Raw genomic sequence first — 19,953 nt, 5'->3', positions numbered from 1 at the left:
ATCAAAGATAATAAAGCCCTGCCGATGTCGGATGCGTTTTTGAAGGAAAGGGTCTGAAAAGAGAACCGCCTTGTGAGAAAAGTATCGGAATTCTCACAAGGCGGTTGTTGTCTTTTGTTATGAAGGTTATAACTTATTCGAAGCCAGTTCGCTCAATTCGCTTCGCTCGCCCTTGACCAGATTTACGTGGGCGAATATTTCTTCACCTTTCATTCGATCGATCATGTAAGCCAATCCGTTGCTTTGCATATCCAGATACGGCGAGTCTATTTGCTGGATGTCTCCGGTGAAAATCATTTTCGTGTCTTCGCCTGCTCTGGTGATAACGGTTTTGATTTCGTGCGGTGTAAGGTTTTGAGCCTCGTCTATAATGGCAATGGTGTTTGCCAGACTGCGTCCGCGTATGAAAGCCAGCGCTTCGATGGCAAGCTTGCCGCTCTTTTGCAGTTCGTTGATTTTGGTCAAAGCGTTACTGTCTTTACCCAACTGCGACTTGATTACATTGAGGTTGTCGAAAAGCGGTTGCATGTAGGGACTTACCTTCGCCTGTTCGTTGCCCGGCAGGTAGCCGATGTCTTTATTGGCGAGCGAAACGATAGGCCTTGCCAGAAGAACTTGCTGGTAGCTTTCGGCCTGCGCCAGTACCGAAGCCAACGCCAGAAGCGTTTTACCCGTACCTGCTTTGCCGGTTACGCCCACCAGTTTGATATCCGGGTCGGTGAGCATGTCGAAAGCAAATGCCTGTTCCGCATTGCGCGGGGTGATGCCCATCAGGGTGAGTTTCTTCACCTGGCGTATGACATGCTCTTTCGGAACGTAACGCACCATTACGCTGTTTCGTTCGCTTTTGAGCATAAAACACTGGTTGGAGTCGAGTTCTTTGGCGTGCTCCCATTCATCGGCGTCGATACCGTTGGGAGATGCGTATATTTTGTCGATCAGATCGGCGTCTACTCCTTCGAAAACCTCCTGACCGGTGTTGAAGATGTCTACCTCCGTTACCTTATCGTTGATGTAATCTTCTACCGGCATACCCAAAGAACGGGCTTTCATTCGGAGGTTCACATCTTTGGTTACGAGGATCGTTTTTTCGCCGGGCTGTTCGTCATGGATGTTAAACGCAGCAGACAGGATACGATGGTCCGGTATGGCAGAGGGGAAAGCCTCCTGCACTTTTTTGTGAATAACATTGTGCGTGTAGATGAAAAGCCTGCCGCCTTCGTCTCCTATCGAAACGCCTTTTGCAAAAAAATCTTCGTTCGTCAGATTATCCAGTTTCCGTATGAAAGCACGTGCGTTGTAGTTTACCTGCTCCGTGCCTTTTTTGAATTTATCCAATTCCTCCAATACGGTAATGGGGATGTAAATATCGTTTTCCTGAAATTTCTCGATGCACTCATGGTCATGCAGGATAACATTGGTGTCCAGTATGAAGTTTTTCTTGACGCTGCCCATTTTTCTTTGTTTCTTTAAGGTTTTCTTTTAATTGTAATTAAGCAAAGCAATTTACCATTTTTCTTGGAATATTGAAAGGTTTGGCTGTCCGGTAATCCCGATAAACGGAAACACAAAAAAATTAAGCTAAAAGACGTAACTTTGTAAATTATGATTGTGCGACCTTTTGCCCGGCTAACTGCAACCGGCCGGTTATCTGCACGATAAACAAAATCATGGTTTCTACCATTATTAATAATAAGAATTCTGAACTTTATGGTGTTAAATGCGATAACCTGGAATGTCGACCCTGAAATCTTCTCGCTCTTCGGGCGCAGTATCCGCTGGTACAGTTTGCTTTTCGGTGTGGGACTGGTACTGCTCGGCCCCTGGATCATGAATAAAATGTGGGTGCGTGAAAAACTGAATCAGGAGTGGCTCTACCCCAAACTTTTCTGGTATGTGATGATCAGCACCGTTCTCGGTGCACGACTGGGGCACTGTCTTTTTTATGATCCTCAATTTTATCTGGCCAACCCGGTAGAGATCTTCAAGATATGGGAGGGAGGCCTGGCAAGCCATGGCGGTACGTTGGGTATCATTATAGCTTGCTGGATATATTCGCGTAAAGTGACGCACAAGAGTATTCTGTGGATCTTAGACCGCTTGGCCGTGCCCACCGGATTGGTCGCTGCCATGATACGGTTGGGCAATCTGTTCAACAGCGAGATTTTCGGCCGTACCACAGACTTACCGTGGGCTTTCCGGTTTGTTCGCAGTGCCGAATATCACCGGCTGGTGCCCGACGGCATTTCAGGATGCCACCCCACACAGATATACGAAGCCATTTGCTACCTGATTGTTTTTGGTATCTGCCTCCTGCTGTACTGGAAAGCAGATGCGGCGCGGCGTTACAGCGGGCTGATTGTCGGATTCTTTCTGACAGGTGTTTTCGCCTCGCGTCTCATTATCGAACAAGTTAAAATCGTGCAGGAGCCCTGGGAATTGAATCTGATTCAAGATATCGGACTCAACATGGGACAATTGTTAAGTATCCCCTTCGTTGTCGTGGGTGTATGGTTGATGATCAGAGCTCTGAGAAACCCCATAAACACAAAAATCGTAAACAAATAACTCATCTCAACTAAAATACTTTTCCTTATTATGTATCAAGTACCTAAAGTAACCGACAATATTTATTACGTTGGCGTTAACGACCGCTCGAAAACGAAGTTCGAGAGCATGTGGCCGATTCCCCATGGCGTAGCTTACAATTCTTATTTGATTGCAGACGAGAAAGTGGCATTGATAGACTGTGTGGACGTATGCTATGCCGATATGTTTTTTCATAAAATCCGGCTGGTATTGGGAGACAAGCCCATCGACTACCTGATTATCGATCATATGGAACCCGACCACAGCGGAGCTATCAGCCTGCTGCGTCAACGCTACCCTGATATCAAACTGGTGGGTAACCGCAAAACCTTAAGCATGTTGGAAGGTTACCATGGTATCACCGAAAATACGCTGGAGGTGAAGACGGGCGAGTCCATCTGCCTGGGACATCATGAGCTTTCGTTTATCATGGCTCCCATGGTTCACTGGCCGGAGGTGATGTTTTGCTATGAACAAACCGAAAAAGTGCTGTTTTCTGCCGATGCTTTCGGTTCTTTCGGAGCGAATGACGGCGAAGTGATCTACAAAGAAGATATGATCGACCCGGCATATTTGGATGAGATGACCCGTTACTATTCCTGCATCGTAGGTAAATACGGTCCTTTTGTGCAGAAAGCGCTCAAGAGCGTATTGGATGCTCAGATCGAAATGAAGTATATCTGCTCTACCCACGGTAAGGTCTGGGGAGAGCGTCATTTACCCCAACTGCTCTCTCTCTACAACGATATCAGTACATACCGCGGGCATGAGGGTGCTGTGGTAATCTACGGTTCGATGTACGGGCATACCGAACAGATGGCCGATGTGGTGGCTGCCGGTTTGCACGACGGCGGTATCAAAGAGGTAAAGTGCTATAATATCAGTTATGCCGACCCTTCGGAAATTCTCCGCGACATTTTCAAATACCGCGGTGTCGTTATCGGCGGACCGACTTACAGCAACGGTCTTTTTACTCCGCTGACCAATCTTTTGGAAATGATCAGACTGAGAGAGGTCAAAGGCCGTCTCTTCGGCTGTTTCGGTTCTTTCAGCTGGGCCGGTAAAGCCGCAGGCATTCTCAGCGCTTTCGGCGAAGAGATGGGCTGGGAGGCTGTGGGTAATCCTGTTCAATTGAAGCAGGGCGATCTTACCGGCGTTGCCGACGATGCCTATCACCTCGGGCTGGATATGGCCGAGCAACTGAAAGCGGGTAAATAATCTTTATTTTTCGACACTTTTTAAGATATATACGATGAGACTTATTATACAGCCGGACTACGATAAGATGTCTGCCTGGGCAGCAAACTATGTAGTTGAAAAAATCAATGCGTTTATTCCTTCGGCAGAGAAACCATTTCGTCTGGGTTTGCCTACCGGTTCTTCTCCGCTGGGTATGTACCGCGCACTGATCGATGCTTATCAGAGAGGGCGTATTTCTTTCGAACATGTGGTAACGTTCAATATGGACGAATATATCGGTTTGCCACAGGATCATCCGGAGAGTTACCACAGTTTTATGTGGAATAATTTTTTCAACCATATAAACATCAAAAAGGAAAATGTACATATTCTGAATGGCAATGCCGCTGACCCCATAGCCGAATGTGCAGCCTATGAAAAGGCCATAGCCGAAATCGGGGGCATCGACCTTTTTATCGGTGGTATCGGACCTGACGGACATATCGCTTTTAACGAACCCGGCTCCTCCCTCACCTCCCGTACGCGCATCAAGACGCTTACGACGGATACCATTATCGCCAATAGCCGTTTTTTCGATAATGATGTGAACAAAGTGCCTAAAACGGCCATGACGGTAGGAGTTGGTACGGTGATGGATGCGCGTGAAGTGCTTATTCTGGTGAACGGACATGCCAAAGCCCGTGCTCTGCGCGAAGCTGTCGAAGGCGCTATCAGCCAACAGTGGACGATTACCGCTCTTCAGCTTCATCCGCACGGCATTATTGTGAGCGATGAGGCTGCCTGCGAAGAATTGAAGGTGGGCACGTACCGCTATTTCAAAGACATTGAAAAAGACAACCTTTAAGATTGTGAACAAAAAACAGAACTTGTATCAGATGACGTCCCACAAAATTGCCGCAATCTTGTGGGCGTTTTTTATTATGGCCGTATTTGTGAGTTGCGGTACGCGCAGAAAAGTGTTGCCCGAGCCCGCAAAACCTGTCAAACGAGAGGTGCGTGCTGCATGGTTGCCCACCATATTCCGTACAGAGTACAGCAGTGCCGGCAGCGAAGGCACTCAAAAAATACTGGAGCAGCGTATCCGCGAATTGCACCGGTTGGGGTGCAATGTGATCATCTTTCAGGTAAGACCCGAAAGCGATGCGTTCTACCGTTCCAAACATGAGCCTTGGAGCCGTTTTCTGACCGGTATGCAGGGTATGGCGCCGAATCCTGAATGGGATCCGCTTGCCTTTGTTGTGAAACTCTGCCATCAGTTGGGCATGGAATTGCATGCATGGATCAATCCGTACCGGGCTGCCTCCAACATTAACGTACCTTTATCGTCCAAACATCCGTACAATGTGCATCCCGAGTGGTTCGTGACTTATAACAATCAGCTGCTCTATGACCCCGGAGTGCCCGATTGTCGCAAGCATATATGCAATGTGGTGCGGGATATTGTAATGAACTACGATATAGACGCCATTCATCTGGACGACTATTTCTATCCTTATCCCGCAGGTGGATTGCCTTTCCCCGACGATCGCAGTTTTGCCCTCTATGGAAACGGTTATACGCAAGCTACGAAAGGCGATTGGCGGAGAGCCAATGTAAACAGACTCATGGGTGAAATAAAATCCACTCTCCTCTATACCAAACCCTGGGTGCGCTTGGGCATCAGCCCGTTCGGTATCTATCGTAACCGGCGTTCGTGGGCAAAAGGAAGCGTTACTTCAGGCCTGCAGAATTACGACGACCTTTATGCCGATGTACTGGAGTGGATCAATCGCGGCTGGGTCGATTATATCGCTCCTCAAATTTATTGGAATAAAGGAACGAAGGCTGCGGACTACGATGTGCTGACAACCTGGTGGGGCAACCTGCACCTCCATAATACGCAGCTCTACATCGGGCAGGATGTTAAGCGAACCATGGACGGCAGGCAACTGCACCATAAGTTGGCGTTGAGCAGGCGACACAGCCACGGTAATGTGTGGTGGCCGGGAGACGAGCTGATACGAAATTATAAAGGCGTTGCCGATAGCCTTGCAACACGTTATCAGCATTTTAAGGCTCTGCCTTATGCCTACTCTTCGCTGCATAACGGCAGACCGAAGCCGGTACCCTCGTTGCACGCGGAATGGGTGCCGGAAGGCTACGTGTTGATGTGGGAAGATTTGAGACAACCGAACGACCCCGTGGAGCCATTTTATTACGCCGTTTATGCCTTTCCGAAAGGAGTCAAACCCGATGTGGAGAACAGCCGCTTTCTCGTACAGGTAAGTACTGCGCCGTATTATGTTCTCCCTTATAAAAACGGCAGGTTAAGCTATACCTATTTGGTTACTGCTATAGACCGCTTTTGGAATGAGAGTAAACCGGCCAAAATAAACCTCAAACTATAATGCTTTTGCAATAGTTGTAAACTGTATAGGGTTATATTTACAAAAAAAATTACGGAAGCCTGGAGAAGGATTGTTTGAACGGAATCCTTTTCCGGGTTTTTCTTTTTGATTTTTTTCGACACGGAATATCTGCTTTTCCTTGAGATACTGTCATCGATTTCGGGTGATTCAGGGTTTTGACAGAGTGCATGTTGCATCTCTTTCCGAAAGATTTTTTACAAATATTTCCATGCGTAATAGGGCTTATTTGGTTATATTTGTCCGGTAAGGTTTTTACAAATACCACTTGTATGCCGGTGAAAATTCCACGAAATTCACGATGGCGTCTTACTCTAAAACGACAATAACAATGCAACCTTTCGTACATCTGCACGTACACTCGCAATACTCATTACTCGATGGTCAGGCATCCATTAAAGGACTGGTGGATAAAGCCATGGCAGACGGCATGCCCGGCATTGCACTGACAGACCATGGGGTGATGTATGGCATCAAAGAATTCTTTAACTATGTAAACAGAAAAAATGCTGACTGCAACAGCACCATCAAGGAGCTGAAAAAAAAGATTACGGACGATATGTCCGAAGAGGAGCGAAAGGCTGTAGACGAACAGATCAGAGCGGAAGAAAAAAAACTTTTCAAACCCATTTTGGGATGTGAAGCCTATTGTGCCCGCCGTAGCCGGCACGATAAGGATAAATCCGTCTCAGACCCGTATAAACCCGGCCGGAGTATAGACAGCAGCGGCTGGCACATCATCCTGCTGGCCAAAAACAAAGTAGGCTACCACAACCTTATCAAAATGGTCTCTTACGGGTGGACCGAGGGTTATTATATGCGCCCGCGTATAGACCGCGAACTGCTCGAAAAGTATCATGAAGGCATTATCGTCAGTTCGGCCTGTCTGGGTGGTGAAATTCCGCAACATATCATGGCCGGGCAGATCGAGCGTGCAGAAGAGAGTATCCTGTGGTTCAAACGTATTTTCGGTGACGATTATTATCTGGAAATTCAGCGTCATGAAACGCACAATCCCCTTGGCAACCGGTCCATTTTTCCCGAACAGCAAAAAGTAAACCGTGTGTTGCTGCAACTTGCAGCCAAACATAACGTAAAGGTTATTGCCACAAACGACGTGCACTTTATCAATGAAGAAGACGGCGAGGCGCACGACCGGCTGATTTGCCTGAGTACAGGCAAGGATCTGGACGACCCTAACCGTATGCGCTATTCCAAACAGGAGTGGCTCAAGACGACGGAGGAGATGAACAAAATCTTTGCCGATGTGCCGGAAACCATGGCAAATACCATCGAGATACTCGACAAAGTGGAGTTTTACAGCATCGACCATTCGGCGTTGATGCCCGACTTTCCGATTCCGAGCGAATTCGATGACGATGACGATTATCTGAAGTTCCTGACTTATGAAGGAGCCAAGAAACGCTATGGCGGAGAATTGAGCGAGGTGCAGAAGGAGCGTATCGACTTTGAGCTCAACACGATTAAAAATATGGGATTCCCGGGCTACTTCCTTATCGTGCAGGACTTTATCAACGAAGCCAAGAAAATGGGCGTTTCGGTGGGGCCTGGGCGAGGTTCGGCAGCCGGTTCGGCAGTGGCTTACTGTTTGGGTATCACGGATATAGATCCGATCAAGTACGACCTCCTTTTCGAGCGTTTCCTGAACCCCGACCGTATTTCGATGCCGGATATCGACGTGGATTTCGACGATGACGGAAGAGCCACGATCTTGCGCTGGGTAACTGAAAAGTACGGATTCGATCGCGTAGCTCATATCATCACCTACGGTACCATGGCCACGAAAAGTTCCATTAAAGATGTGGCGCGGGTGCAACGTCTCCCTCTTGCCGAAAGTAACCGTCTGGCCAAACTGGTACCGGATAAGATACCGAATGTCAAGAAAGTGAACCTCAAGGCCGCTATCGACAATGTAACCGAACTCAAGCAGGCAGCCCTGAGTGACAATCCTGTGCTGCGCGATACGCTTAAATATGCCCAGATGCTGGAAGGCAATGTGCGTAACGTGGGCGTGCATGCCTGTGGTATCATTATCGGTAAAACCGACATCAGCGATGTGGTGCCTATCAGTACGGTGAAGGATAAGGAGAGTGACAGCGAGCTGCTGGTAACCCAGTACGAAGGCTCCGTTATCGAAGAAACGGGGCTTATCAAGATGGACTTTCTGGGGCTCAAAACTCTTTCCATTATCAAGGAAGCTCTTCTTAACATCAAGAAAAGGACGGGGCAGGATATCGATATCGACAGCATTCCTATGGATGATGAGAAGACATACAAGTTATACTGCGACGGGCGTACGGTAGGTACTTTCCAGTTCGAGTCTGCCGGTATGCAAAACTATCTGCGCAAACTGCAACCCAGTACTTTTGAAGATCTTATCGCTATGAACGCCCTCTACCGGCCGGGGCCCATGGACTATATTCCGCAGTTTATAGATCGTAAGCACGGGCGGGAAAAGATCGAATACGATCTGCCCGAAATGGAGGAATATCTCAAAGCAACCTACGGTATTACGGTGTATCAGGAGCAAGTCATGCTTTTGAGCCGTAAACTGGCCAATTTCACGCGTGGAGAAAGCGATACGCTGCGTAAAGCGATGGGAAAGAAACTCATTGATAAAATGAATGCTTTGAAAGTGAAATTCCTATCCGGCGGTAAAGCTAACGGGCATAAAGAGGAAGTGCTGAATAAGATATGGGCCGACTGGGAAAAATTTGCCAGCTACGCATTCAATAAGAGCCATGCCACTTGTTACAGTTGGGTAGCCTACCAGACGGCTTACCTTAAGGCAAACTACCCTTCGGAATACATGGCCGGGGCGTTGAGCCGAAACCTTAGCAACATTACTGAAATCACCAAGTTGATGGACGAATGTAAGAGTATGGGTATCAGAGTGCTTGTTCCGGACGTTAACGAATCGGACTTTAAGTTTAGCGTTAACGAATCGGGGGATATTCGCTTCGGGCTGAGTGCAATTAAAGGCATGAGCAGTAGCGGAGTGGAGTCCATCCTTTCCGAAAGAGAGTCCAACGGCGCCTACAAAGATATTTACGACTTCGTCGAGCGTATCAATCTTTCAGCCTGCAATCGTCGTTCTCTTGAAGCATTGGCGCTTAGCGGAGCTTTCGACAGTTTCGGTATCCCGCGCGAGGCATACCTGCAACCGTCCTCTGCCGGGCAGGAAGATACTTTCATCCAGTCTCTCATGCGTTACGGCAGCGGCGTGCAGGAAGACCGTTACCAGGCCGCTTTCTCTCTTTTCGACACTTCGGAGGTGATGGCTACCGTGGCAAAGCCCGAGCCTGCTCAGAACATCGAGCTCTGGAGCGATCTGGAGCGACTCAATAAAGAGCGCGAACTGGTAGGGCTGTACCTTTCTTCCAATCCTCTGGAGCCATATAGAATTATCCTCGAACATTATTGCAATATCCGTGCAGCCGAGATGTCGGATTTGAGTGAATACGGAGCCGGCAAAACGCTTATCTTCGGTGGGCAGGTAACGAAAACCTATCAGGGTATGACCAAGCGCAACGAACCCTTCTCGCGCATAACCATCGAAGATTACAGCGGCAGCTTCGAGTTCCCGCTTTTCAGCCGTCAGCATATCGAATTCGGCAAATTCGCCATCGACGGGCTCTTCCTGTTGGTGCGCGCCGGCATTCAGGAGCGCCGCTGGGACAATCAGCTGGAGCTTGTTGTCAACAAAATCGATTTGCTGCCCGAAGTAGCGGATTCGTTGATAAAAGAGGTGAAACTCCGGCTGAATGTGACCGAGTTAGACGAGACGATGGCAGCAAGTCTCGTGGAGATAGCAAAAAGCAATCCGGGGGAGGCTTCGCTTTCCGTATATGCCATTGATGAGAGCTCGGGAGTAGGCGTCCAGCTGCGTTCGCATCTGGCATCCGTAACGCCCTCTACGACCTTCTTCAATCTGCTCGAAGAAAATAATATTGCCTATAATATCGGGTAGGCGTGAACAAAAACAACTGAAAAAAGATTATTAAGACAAATAACATTTAATCCTAAAACTATTTTAATTATGGCAAAACAAATCACAGACGCAAACTTCCAGGAGATTCTTGCAGAAGGCAAGCCCGTAGTTATCGATTTCTGGGCAACATGGTGCGGTCCTTGCCGCATGGTCGGTCCTATCATCGATGAGTTGGCAACCGAATACGAAGGTCGTGTGGTCATCGGTAAGGTTGACGTAGATGCCAATGCAGACCTGCCTTCTCAGTTCGGCGTACGCAATATCCCCACCATTATTTTCCTGAAAGATGGTCAGATGGTTAACAAAATGGTAGGTGCTCAAAGCAAAGAGGCCTTTAAGAAAGAAATCGACAAATTGCTGTAATACAGACAGCTTACTGTATAAAACAAAAAGCCCGAAGGATGTTCTTCGGGCTTTTTTAGTGTCTTTTGGGTTAAATCTCTGAGGAATGGCGAAAGAGAAACAGCTCTCTATAAGCCACCGGGTGTCAATCCTCTAAGCGAAGCACCTGTGCGCTGCGGCTTGGGATGTAGAGGTTGATGTGCTGCTGTCCCGGTATTGCTTTACCGTTTTCGTCCACATCGGGTATGGTGAAATGCTCCACGCTGTCGTCTGTCAGACCGAAGCCGCAGTATTCCGGATTATCCGTGTTCATAACCACTTTATACTTGCCTGCCGGAAGCGGCAGGGGGTAATCTGTGAAAGAACTGTCGGGGTGGAAGTTGAAGACAAACACCAGATTGCCTCGCTTGAAGCAAAGTATCTGGTCTTCTCTGCTGTCCCATGTTTTTTCCAGACTGTTTTTCTCAAAGTGATCCACACTTTTGAAGAGAGCAATCATATCTCTGTCGAACTCGTACAGGCAGTTGTATTTCAAGTTTTTGTCATCGGCCAGCTGCCACTGCCGGCGAGCATGCTTATAGGACCATCCGTTGCCTTCGCGCGGGAAATCTATCCATTCGGGGTGCCCGAATTCATTTCCCATAAAGTTGAGGTATCCACCGTTCATTGTAGCCGCTGTAACCAGCCTGATCATTTTTACCAATGCAATGCCGCGGTCTACCGCAAAGTTGCGATCGTTGCGCTCCATGTGCCAGTACATCTCGGCGTCTGCCAGACGGAAAAGCAGCGTTTTGTCACCCACCAGTGCCTGATCGTGGCTTTCGGCATAGCTGATGGTTTTCTCTTCTTTGCGCCGGTTCGTCAGCTGATACCAAATATCTCCGGGGTTCCATCGTTCATCCGGTAGTTCCTTAATCGTTTTGATCCAGTAGTCGGGTATGTTCATCGCCAGCCTGTAGTCGAATCCCATGCCTCCGTTTTCTATCTTTGAGGCGATCCCCGGCATACCGCTCACCTCCTCCGCTATGGTAATGGCATTAGGGTAAAGTTCGTGAATCAGTTTGTTGGCTATTGTCAGATAGGCAATAGCATCGGCATCCTGATGTCCGTTGAAATAGTCGCCGTAGCCCGTAAATGTTTGTCCCAGCCCGTGATTGTAGTAAAGCATGCTGGATACGCCGTCGAAACGGAAGCCGTCGAACTGGAATTCCTCCAGCCAGTATTTGCAGTTGGAGAGCAGAAAGTGCATCACATTGTTTCGCCCATAATCGAAGCAGAGCGAATCCCATGCCGGATGTTCCCCCCTTTCTCCGCCATGGAAGAAGAGTGTGCGCGTGCCATCGTAGTTGCCCAGCCCTTCCACTTCGTTCCTCACGGCATGGCTGTGTACGAGATCCATGATCACCCGTATTCCGAGGGCATGTGCTTCGTCGATAAGTTGTTTAAGTTCGTCCGGCGTACCGAAACGGCTGCTCGGAGCGAAAAAACCGGAGACATGGTAGCCGAAAGAGCCGTAATAGGGATGCTCCTGAACGGCCATCACCTGTATGGCGTTGTATCCCGATTTGGCGATGCGGGGCAGAACGTTGAGGCGGAAATCATTGTAAGTACTGATACCCTCCTCTTCGCCACTCATGCCCACATGGCATTCGTATATGAGCAGCGGTTCCGCTTTCGGAGTGGGGCGCAGGTGATGAAAAGTATACGGTTTGGCGGGTGCCCATACCTGCGCACTGAAAATAGCCGTCCGTGGGTCTTGCACCACACGCGTAGCCCATGCCGGTATCCGTTCGCCCGAGCCGTGAGGCCAGACCACAAACAGCTTGTAGTGATCCCCGTGTTTGATCTTGTCGGCTGCGATGTTTATTTCCCAGTCTCCGTAGTCATTGGTACGTTTCATCCCCCAGACAATCATGCGACGCCAATTGTTGAAGTCTCCGATCAGGTAGACCTCGGTGGCGTTGGGCAGAAATTCCCGGATGACCCAGCTGCCGTCTTCCCGGCGGTGCAGGCCGTAGTAACGATGTCCATCGGCAAATTCGCTTAAAAGCAGGTCTCCTCCCTGTGTCAGAGAGCGTTCTCTGCTTAAAGAGTAGAGAGCCCGTTTTTTTATTCTCTCTTCATAGGGTTTCAGCCAGGGGTCTTGATCCAATAGTTTCATAATATACGGAGTGTCGTTGATGTTCTGTGTAAAAATAAAAGAAAAAATACTCTTCGGGTAATCGGGTAGAGTATTACAAGTCGTTTTTATAGTTGCGTATGTTCAGAATTACAGTGCTGGGTATGGCCATCAAAAGGTCGGGACATTCGTGCATAAGTCTCTTCCAATGGTCATAAGAAACCAGCATAAAGTCATAGGAGGCCAGAGTTTCCGGTTTCGGCAGGCGTTCGGGCGATAATTGCATCTCTCCCGTGCGCAGTTTGTCCGGAGTAATAATCATATCGTCATTCGTCGGCAAAAGGCTTAGCGAGGCATTGCAGTTTTGCGCCATGGTGCGTGCATAGGGCAGTATGTTCATATCTGCTCGGGCACTCACGAGCATAAGCACATTTTGGGGTTGTCCGAAGTCACGATCTACAAACACCGCTACCGAGCACGGAGAATTCTTGACGAAGAAATCCATTTTGTCGCGCAGCATGTTTCTCATGGCAAAGAGGGCTTCGCCCGTAGCTACGGGCAGATTGCCCAGGCGGCGACGCATGGTGCGTCTGTAGCTTGTTGCAGCCAAATCGCTGGAGCGTGCCGACAGTTTGATACCGCCGCCCACGACAAGCATATCGTATCCTTTTTCGAGGTTTTCCACCACCAGGCGTTCTATTTGCGTAGAAATCTCGTACTGCGTAGTCAATGGAATATTCAGGCGTTTGCTTTCCCGGCGAACCGGTTGGAAACTTTGTTTGCAAATGGTTTCCGCATGATGCGGGTTAATATCTACATCGGGAGTGATGTGCAATGCCGTAACGTCGGGAACACGTTCGCCTCGGCGCAGTAAGCGATCTACCAGTTGCAGCAGCATGGCTCCCGACTCCGGACGGCCGAACGAAAGCAGTACACGCCCGTTTTCGTAAATGCCTTTTCGTGCTTTGGGATCCCGATATTTTTTCTCCCGGCGTTTATACAGACTGTTAATGAGACTCACGAGCGGTTGTGTCATCACCGTAGTGATGATGGTCATCAGCACCAACACGGCATAAATGGGTGCAGGCAGTACTCCCAGCTGCAAACCGATGCTGAGCACTACCAGCTCCATCAACCCGCGTGTATTCATAAAAGCTCCCAGATACAAACTCTGACGCGAACCGTGCCCCGTAGCCAGTCCGGCAATATAGGTGCCTCCCACTTTGCCCGATACGGCTACGAAAACGAAGAGAGCCAGCAAAGCCCACATCCAGACACTGTCTATCAGCCCCAGGTGTGTGTGCAAACCCGAAGAAACAAAGAAGAGCGGCAGGAAAAGCATCAGCGAAACGTCCTCCACTTTTTGCGTGATGATGTGTCTGAACTTATCATCCTCGGGCATTACCAGTCCCATGATAAAGGCGCCGAAGAGTGCATGCATACTGAGCAATTCTGTAGCGTAAGAAGAGATGATGAGCAGAATGAAAATAAAACCGACCATGGTGCGGTTGACGACTTCGGTGTTGTCGTAAATCTTGCCCATAATCTTAAAGAGCGGTCTGATCAGGCCGAACATTACCCCCAAATAGGCCAGCAGAAAGATCAGATTGTAGACGGAGCTGAGTATATTCCCGTTCTGCGTAATGGCCATAATGGCCGCCAGAAAAAGCCATGCGCTGATATCGCCCATGGCAGCGGTGCTGAGAGCCAGTTTTCCCAGCGGTTTGCCGGACAGTCCCTGCTCGCTGATGATACGTGCCAATACAGGAAAGGCCGTAATGCTCATGGCTATACCCACAAAGAGAGTGAAAGGAATGAAGGGCAGTGTACCTTCCATGTTGACATGCGGGTAGATAAAATAAGAAAGGGGCAGAGAGAGTAAAAACGGAATGAAGATGCCGGCGTGACTGAGTACCAGACTGTCTGTAAACTGAGTTTTGATATCGTTCAGGCTAAGCTCCATGCCGACGGCAAACATAAATAAAATAAGCCCGAACTGGCTTAGCAGCTCGATGGAAGCCAGACTTTGTGCCGGAAAAAGGAAATTGAACCCTTCCGGCCAAAGCGTGCCCAGGAGGGTAGGCCCCAGAAGGATACCGGCCACGATTTCCCCGATGACTGACGGCTGTCTCATTTTGGTGAAGAGCCAGCCCATAAGCCGCGCAACGGCAAGAATTACCAGTATTTGCAGGAGCAGCAGCCCGATGGTGGAAGACATGTGGTGGCTGACGCCATCCATGAACTGATTGAAAGATTCGTTGAGAAAACGACCGCTTCCGAGTACTGTTTCCGAGTGAGGAATATAATCCGCACCGAAATAAAGTGTAGCCCAGAGGCCTCCGGCGAATAGAATTAGCAGAAATATATAGAAGAGATAACTTTTAAGAGCAGTATTCCTGTCAGAGCTCATGTCTCGTTTGTTTTAAGTAAGGGTGTTGCAAGCGCAACAATCTGAAAAGACAAATCAAAAATACAAAAAAAGCCCCAATATCGAAGCAGGCGGTCTCTGAAACCGGTATTTGCACATTCGGGTATTAAGCAAGGCAGTCATGTGAATACAGGTTGCATGATTCTGCAAAGTGTTTTTTATCGATTTATCGTATAGATTCTTCTTGAAGTATACGGATTACCTTATATATGGAAAAGCTGAAGTTCCGTTTGTACAAGGGTATTTGCATGTGTTTTTGAGTAAGAAGATTTACTGTGCTATTTTGATTGTTTTACCTATTTTTGCTGCATGTAGTCTTGGCCTGTTATGTTTTGGAGAAAATAGAATAAGACCGTACAGTAAAAGACGGGTACGCAGAAGTGCAACAAAATAAATTTAATTACAATGAAAAATTTAATTCTTTTTTATTTGGCCATATTCGGTTCTTTGGCTGCTGTTATTTTGGGTGCATTGCTCCACCTTCCGGGTTGGGTTTCCCTTGGATTGCTTCTTGTATGGGTTATTTTTATCCGTCCGTCTATCGTTGGGTGGCGTCTTTACCGGATAGGTGAAATTTCACGATGGAAACCCGTTACCATTTCTTTTGGGGATATTAAAACTCTCTGAAGGATTTTTAACCATCAGGCAGAGAATTTCGAGATCACAGATGTTGGTGTAAAAGCCGTATCTGCTGCGGCAACTGTTCGTCCGGAGTAAAAAGAAGGGTACGCTCCTCGCCGGGTAACAGGTCGAAATAGTTATCGCTCCATCGTCCGAAACACTCTGACACTTCAAGATACAGACTGCGAACCAATTGTCTGGCTTTTACTTTCACTTTCAACTCTCCTCGCTCTGTGTTCTGTGTGGTAAAGGTAAGCCCGGGATCCTGCGGCAAAGCCAAATCTTTGGGCGGGCGGGCATAATAGAGATAGTCGGCAAGCACTGTACCTTTCCGGTCCTTCAATTGATACAGCAACAGCATTCTCGTTTTTTCTGCCTCAGGCAAAAGTTTTTCCAACGGTATGGAACAGGCGTCCGATACGCTATTGGCTCTTACGGAAACGGCGCATTGCCATTCTTTCTGATGCGGCTTCGATCCATCGAAGCGTACGGGGGTCACTGAAAGCGTCAAATCCTTCATCGATACCAACCGGTCATTCACAATACGGATACCGGCACCGTCTGCCGCAGGGACCAGAATAACCGGTCTGAAAGCCCGGCGTGCTTCGTAATGCAAGGCCTTGCGCTGCCCGTAATAATCAATGGCACTCCATGAAACGGCAGGCCACGCATCGTTGAACTGCCAGTAAAGACTGCCCATACAGAAAGGAGCAGCTGCGCGCTGAGCTTCGATACCCAAACGAATGCCTGCGCCCTGCATCACCTGAGAGAGGTAAACGAAGCGGGCAAAATCGGACGTTGGCGTATAATAACGATCGATATATTCGGCTATAACCTCGTTGCCGATACTGCTTTTCTGGTGAGCTTTCATCACCGGGCTATCCAAAGATTCATCCGCCCGTGTGCTGAAACGCCTGATGGAAGAGAGTGCGGGAAAGCTCTGCACACCGAATTCGCTCATAAACCGCGAGGTTCGTTCGCGCAGGATTTCAAACGGTTCCCGTCCGTACCATACGCCCCAATAGTGACTTTCGCCCAAACCCAAAGTTTGAGGACGTCCCCAATTGGCAGTATCGGGCGAACTCTGAATATAAGAACGATTCGGATCTTCTTCTTTCAGCAAGGAAGGTATCAGTCGGGCAAAGAGTTTATCATAGTCCGTGAGGAAACGGCTATAAACTTCGGGGCTGTATTTTTTCTGCCAGCCCCAATACTTCAGACCCTCACGTATTTCATTGTTACCGCACCAAACAGCCACGGAGGGGTGCCGGCGCAACCTTCGTACATTGTACCGCACCTCCTGCTCCACGTTATCCAGAAAAGCCGTATCGCCGGGATAGGCCGTGCAGGCAAACATGAAGTCCTGCCAAATCAGGATCCCCAGACTGTCGGCCCGGTTGTAAAACCAATCGTGTTCATAGACACCGCCACCCCAAACGCGCAGCATATTCATGCCCTGATCCTTTATATCATCGAACAGTCGCCGGCGATATGTTTCATCGCGCGCAGGCAGAAGCAACGTGCCGGGAATATAGTTCGCCCCCTTGGCAAAAAACGGTTTGCCATTGACACGAAAATAAAAACTCCGTCCATACACATCTGGTTCACGCACCAGCTCTACCGTCCGAAACCCGGCGGAGGCTTCTGCTTTCAGTCCCAAAGGTTTACCTTTCTCATCATACAGAACGACCTCTGTACGGTAAAGGTTGGGCTTACCCCGGCCGGCGGGCATCCAAAGCTCCGGTCGATGAACATCGAAAGCGATGGAGTAATCGGAAACAACACCCCGGCAGGCAACGGGCTTACGGCTTTGATGAACAATATGCCCGTCGGGAGCAAAAAGAGTGCAGCCGATCTGTATCTTTTTCGTCCGGGGAGTATTATTACGCAAAGTCACATTTACTGCAACCTCAGCCTTATCACAAGCAGGAGCATTCAGTCGACAGGTTATTTCGGGCTGCTCTTCAAAAGCCAAATCGCCCTGCAAATGGAGGAGCACGGGACGCCAGATACCGATGGTAATCAACCTCTCACCCCAATCCCAACCATAGTGATAAGGCGCCTTGCGAGTATAAACACTCAGGCGAGGATGTCCGTGGTCATTGTCGGCCGGATAATCTACCCCGCTTTTCTCATATGCAGGCAAAGCTGCCTTAAGCGGAGAAGTGAAAGCGACCAGCAGTTCGTTTTCCTTTTGCAGCAAGCCCTGCACCGGCACACGGTGCCCCACGAACATATTTTCCGAACGCAAAATCTCCCTGCCGTTCAACTTCACCTCGGCATAAGTATCCAAACCCTGAAATTCGAGAATGCTGTTACGGCTTTTCAATTGTTCATCCGTGAGTTTGAATACCAGCCGGTAAGTCCAGTCATGCTCGCCTGCCCACTGTACGGAATCCTCATTGGTTCCCCACCCCGGATCGGGTAAAACGCCCAGACGGATGAAATCCTGCTGCACCACACCGGGCACAGTGGCAGGAAATCGGGCAGGCTTGGCAGGAGGACCGAAAGTCCACCCGTCATGCAAATAAACGGTATCCGGAAGATCTTTGGCTTCAAGTGAATGAACAGAAAGCAAAGTCATATAAAGAAACAAAGTGAAAAGACCGAAATTTCGCAGTTTCATAAGTGATTACAATTTACAGGGCATGTATCATCGCAGAGGCAAACACACCGAAAATTAGATCTCCTCAAAAATACATTTTGTTTTCTATACAGTAAAACCTCCCTCAAACAATCGCAAAAGAAGAACCATCGGACATCTTTTATCTCCTTCTTCCCCAAGGGATAAAATGTTTCCTCTGCAATTGCTATGCTTCAGTTATCATTGTTCATTGGAAGAGATCCCAAGATTTTTTATTGAAAGTAGCAGGGTAAACTCATAAATATTGGAATTCGGCGTGAAGATTTCGTAATTTCACTTTTGTATCATTCCCTATATCCAATTGAGTATAAAAGTATCATTGAATAAAATAAGGAGGGAAAGCAGACATTAAAATGAAAAAAAGAATTTTTACGATAGCCTTGGTTATCTTTAACTGTGTAATTTCCCATGCACAAATTGACCGTTTGAAATCAGAGATCAACCGCCTGATAAAGGACAAAAACGCTACTGTCGGGGTATCGATTATTGCAAATAACCGTAAAGATACAATAGGCATAAATGAAAATCTCCATTACCCGATGCAAAGTGTTTTTAAGTTGCCCATCGCATTAACGGTTCTATCGGAAGTCGATAAAGGAGCTCTCCGTTTAGAGCAGGAAATCAGAATTTCTTCCACGGATTTACTACCGGACACATGGAGTCCTATCAGGAATAAATACCCCAAAGGAACGACTATGCCGCTTTCGGAAGTTATCAGGTATACCGTATCCGAAAGCGACAACAACGGCTGTGATATATTACTGCAACTTATTGGGGGAACAACCGCTGTCGAAAAGTTTCTGTCCAAGTATGAACTTACCGACATTTCAATAAAAGCAAGTGAAAAAGAGATGCACGAGACACCCGATCTTCAGTTCCGAAACCGGGCAACCCCGGTTTCTTTAACTAAACTGTTAACGATGTTTTATGGTGTTGGAAACAAAAGCATTCTTTCACAAAAATCTTTCGACTTCTTGTGGAAGGTAATGGTCGATACTTCAACAGGAGGCAACAGACTGAAAGGACAACTGCCAGAAGGAACAAGGGTGGCGCATAAAACGGGAACATCGGGAATAAATGAAAGAAATATAATCGCAGCCACTCATGATATCGGCATAATAATTTTACCAACAGGAGATCCTGTCTTTATCAGTATTCTGGTCTCTAACTCCGCCGAAGATATTAAAACAAACGAAAAGATTATTTCGGATATTGCCAGGAAAGTTTGGGAATACTACACAAAATAACACTACGGGAAAGGAAGTATTAACCGAGTTATGACAACGACACTTCAAACGGTCATAATTATGGTATCTTAAAAGTACGAAAAAAAAGATCTCCTCTAAAAGCAACACCGCTTGTTTCGCATTCGAACTGCAATGATTGTAATTTCCCTTTTCTTAAAAGTTCCTTTCAAAACATAGAAAATAGAAACGATTATTATTCTATATCAGGATTTAATCTGTCTTAAATCCTGTTTGTTAGCAAGTTCAAGCAAGCACATATTCTACCCTTTCCTGCCGTTATGTGAAGAGCGTATAAACTCTTTACATAACGGCAGGTATTTGTTTTTTATGTTCCGGAATAAAGGTT

General features: G+C 47.8%; 12 protein-coding genes. 8 read left to right on the top strand and 4 right to left on the bottom strand.

Annotated elements, in window-relative coordinates:
* Positions 1 to 126 precede the first annotated feature (126 nt).
* Positions 127 to 1,455, bottom strand: coding sequence for a PhoH family protein (locus A3GI_RS0101740; RefSeq protein ID WP_018359757.1), 1,329 nt, complete (start codon positions 1,453 to 1,455; stop codon positions 127 to 129).
* A gap of 255 nt (positions 1,456 to 1,710) precedes the next feature.
* Here A3GI_RS0101740 and lgt point away from each other — a divergent pair, with 255 nt between their 5' ends.
* The 6 genes from lgt (at position 1,711) to trxA (ending at position 10,569) form a co-directional block, all read left to right on the top strand.
* Entirely contained in the window at positions 1,711 to 2,568 is an 858-nt protein-coding gene (lgt, locus tag A3GI_RS0101735; RefSeq protein ID WP_018359756.1) for a prolipoprotein diacylglyceryl transferase, read from the top strand.
* Between the two features lie 30 nt (positions 2,569 to 2,598).
* Positions 2,599 to 3,807, top strand: a complete 1,209-nt coding sequence (locus A3GI_RS0101730) for an FprA family A-type flavoprotein (protein ID WP_018359755.1) — start codon at positions 2,599 to 2,601, stop codon at positions 3,805 to 3,807.
* 34 nt (positions 3,808 to 3,841) lie between these two features.
* A complete protein-coding gene (gene nagB / locus A3GI_RS0101725; protein ID WP_018359754.1) occupies positions 3,842 to 4,633 on the top strand; it encodes a glucosamine-6-phosphate deaminase in 792 nt (263 codons plus the stop codon).
* A gap of 31 nt (positions 4,634 to 4,664) precedes the next feature.
* Complete coding sequence (locus A3GI_RS0101720; protein ID WP_025079328.1) at positions 4,665 to 6,176, top strand: glycoside hydrolase family 10 protein; 1,512 nt, start codon at positions 4,665 to 4,667, stop codon at positions 6,174 to 6,176.
* 349 nt (positions 6,177 to 6,525) lie between these two features.
* Positions 6,526 to 10,185 carry a DNA polymerase III subunit alpha gene (dnaE, locus tag A3GI_RS0101715; protein WP_018359752.1) on the top strand — a complete coding sequence of 1,220 codons (3,660 nt, stop codon included), beginning with the start codon at positions 6,526 to 6,528 and terminating at the stop codon, positions 10,183 to 10,185.
* A gap of 69 nt (positions 10,186 to 10,254) precedes the next feature.
* Positions 10,255 to 10,569 (top strand): thioredoxin, encoded by a 315-nt coding sequence (trxA, locus tag A3GI_RS0101710; RefSeq protein WP_018359751.1) that lies wholly within the window; start codon positions 10,255 to 10,257, stop codon positions 10,567 to 10,569.
* A gap of 124 nt (positions 10,570 to 10,693) precedes the next feature.
* On the opposite strand, the gene A3GI_RS0101705 is transcribed toward trxA, so the two are convergent.
* Complete coding sequence (locus tag A3GI_RS0101705; RefSeq protein ID WP_018359750.1) at positions 10,694 to 12,709, bottom strand: alpha amylase C-terminal domain-containing protein; 2,016 nt, start codon at positions 12,707 to 12,709, stop codon at positions 10,694 to 10,696.
* A gap of 73 nt (positions 12,710 to 12,782) precedes the next feature.
* Entirely contained in the window at positions 12,783 to 15,077 is a 2,295-nt protein-coding gene (locus A3GI_RS0101700; RefSeq protein WP_018359749.1) for a cation:proton antiporter, read from the bottom strand.
* A gap of 423 nt (positions 15,078 to 15,500) precedes the next feature.
* Here A3GI_RS0101700 and A3GI_RS0101695 point away from each other — a divergent pair, with 423 nt between their 5' ends.
* Positions 15,501 to 15,722: a hypothetical protein gene (locus A3GI_RS0101695; RefSeq protein ID WP_018359748.1), complete on the top strand. Its 222-nt coding sequence runs from the start codon at positions 15,501 to 15,503 to the stop codon at positions 15,720 to 15,722.
* A gap of 34 nt (positions 15,723 to 15,756) precedes the next feature.
* Here the strand turns inward: A3GI_RS0101695 and A3GI_RS0101690 are convergent, their stop codons facing one another.
* Complete coding sequence (locus A3GI_RS0101690) at positions 15,757 to 18,342, bottom strand: beta-mannosidase (RefSeq protein ID WP_018359747.1); 2,586 nt, start codon at positions 18,340 to 18,342, stop codon at positions 15,757 to 15,759.
* A gap of 365 nt (positions 18,343 to 18,707) precedes the next feature.
* On the opposite strand from A3GI_RS0101690, the gene bla reads away from it, so the two are divergent.
* Complete coding sequence (gene bla / locus A3GI_RS0101685) at positions 18,708 to 19,607, top strand: class A beta-lactamase, subclass A2 (protein ID WP_115087280.1); 900 nt, start codon at positions 18,708 to 18,710, stop codon at positions 19,605 to 19,607.
* Positions 19,608 to 19,953: the final 346 nt, after the last annotated feature.

Origin of the sequence: Porphyromonas macacae DSM 20710 = JCM 13914, assembly GCF_000379945.1 — a bacterium.
In the GTDB taxonomy this organism is placed as follows: domain Bacteria; phylum Bacteroidota; class Bacteroidia; order Bacteroidales; family Porphyromonadaceae; genus Porphyromonas; species Porphyromonas macacae.
This window is presented reverse-complemented; position numbering and strand designations above follow the sequence as displayed.

Bases quoted from the DNA above. Each gene is read 5' to 3' on its own strand.
- A3GI_RS0101740 (WP_018359757.1), bottom strand. From the start codon at position 1,455: ATGGGCAGCGTCAAGAAAAACTTCATACTGGACACCAATGTTATCCTG.
- lgt (WP_018359756.1), top strand. From the start codon at position 1,711: ATGGTGTTAAATGCGATAACCTGGAATGTCGACCCTGAAATCTTCTCG.
- A3GI_RS0101730 (WP_018359755.1), top strand. From the start codon at position 2,599: ATGTATCAAGTACCTAAAGTAACCGACAATATTTATTACGTTGGCGTT.
- nagB (WP_018359754.1), top strand. From the start codon at position 3,842: ATGAGACTTATTATACAGCCGGACTACGATAAGATGTCTGCCTGGGCA.
- A3GI_RS0101720 (WP_025079328.1), top strand. From the start codon at position 4,665: ATGACGTCCCACAAAATTGCCGCAATCTTGTGGGCGTTTTTTATTATG.
- dnaE (WP_018359752.1), top strand. From the start codon at position 6,526: ATGCAACCTTTCGTACATCTGCACGTACACTCGCAATACTCATTACTC.
- trxA (WP_018359751.1), top strand. From the start codon at position 10,255: ATGGCAAAACAAATCACAGACGCAAACTTCCAGGAGATTCTTGCAGAA.
- A3GI_RS0101705 (WP_018359750.1), bottom strand. From the start codon at position 12,709: ATGAAACTATTGGATCAAGACCCCTGGCTGAAACCCTATGAAGAGAGA.
- A3GI_RS0101700 (WP_018359749.1), bottom strand. From the start codon at position 15,077: ATGAGCTCTGACAGGAATACTGCTCTTAAAAGTTATCTCTTCTATATA.
- A3GI_RS0101695 (WP_018359748.1), top strand. From the start codon at position 15,501: ATGAAAAATTTAATTCTTTTTTATTTGGCCATATTCGGTTCTTTGGCT.
- A3GI_RS0101690 (WP_018359747.1), bottom strand. From the start codon at position 18,342: ATGAAACTGCGAAATTTCGGTCTTTTCACTTTGTTTCTTTATATGACT.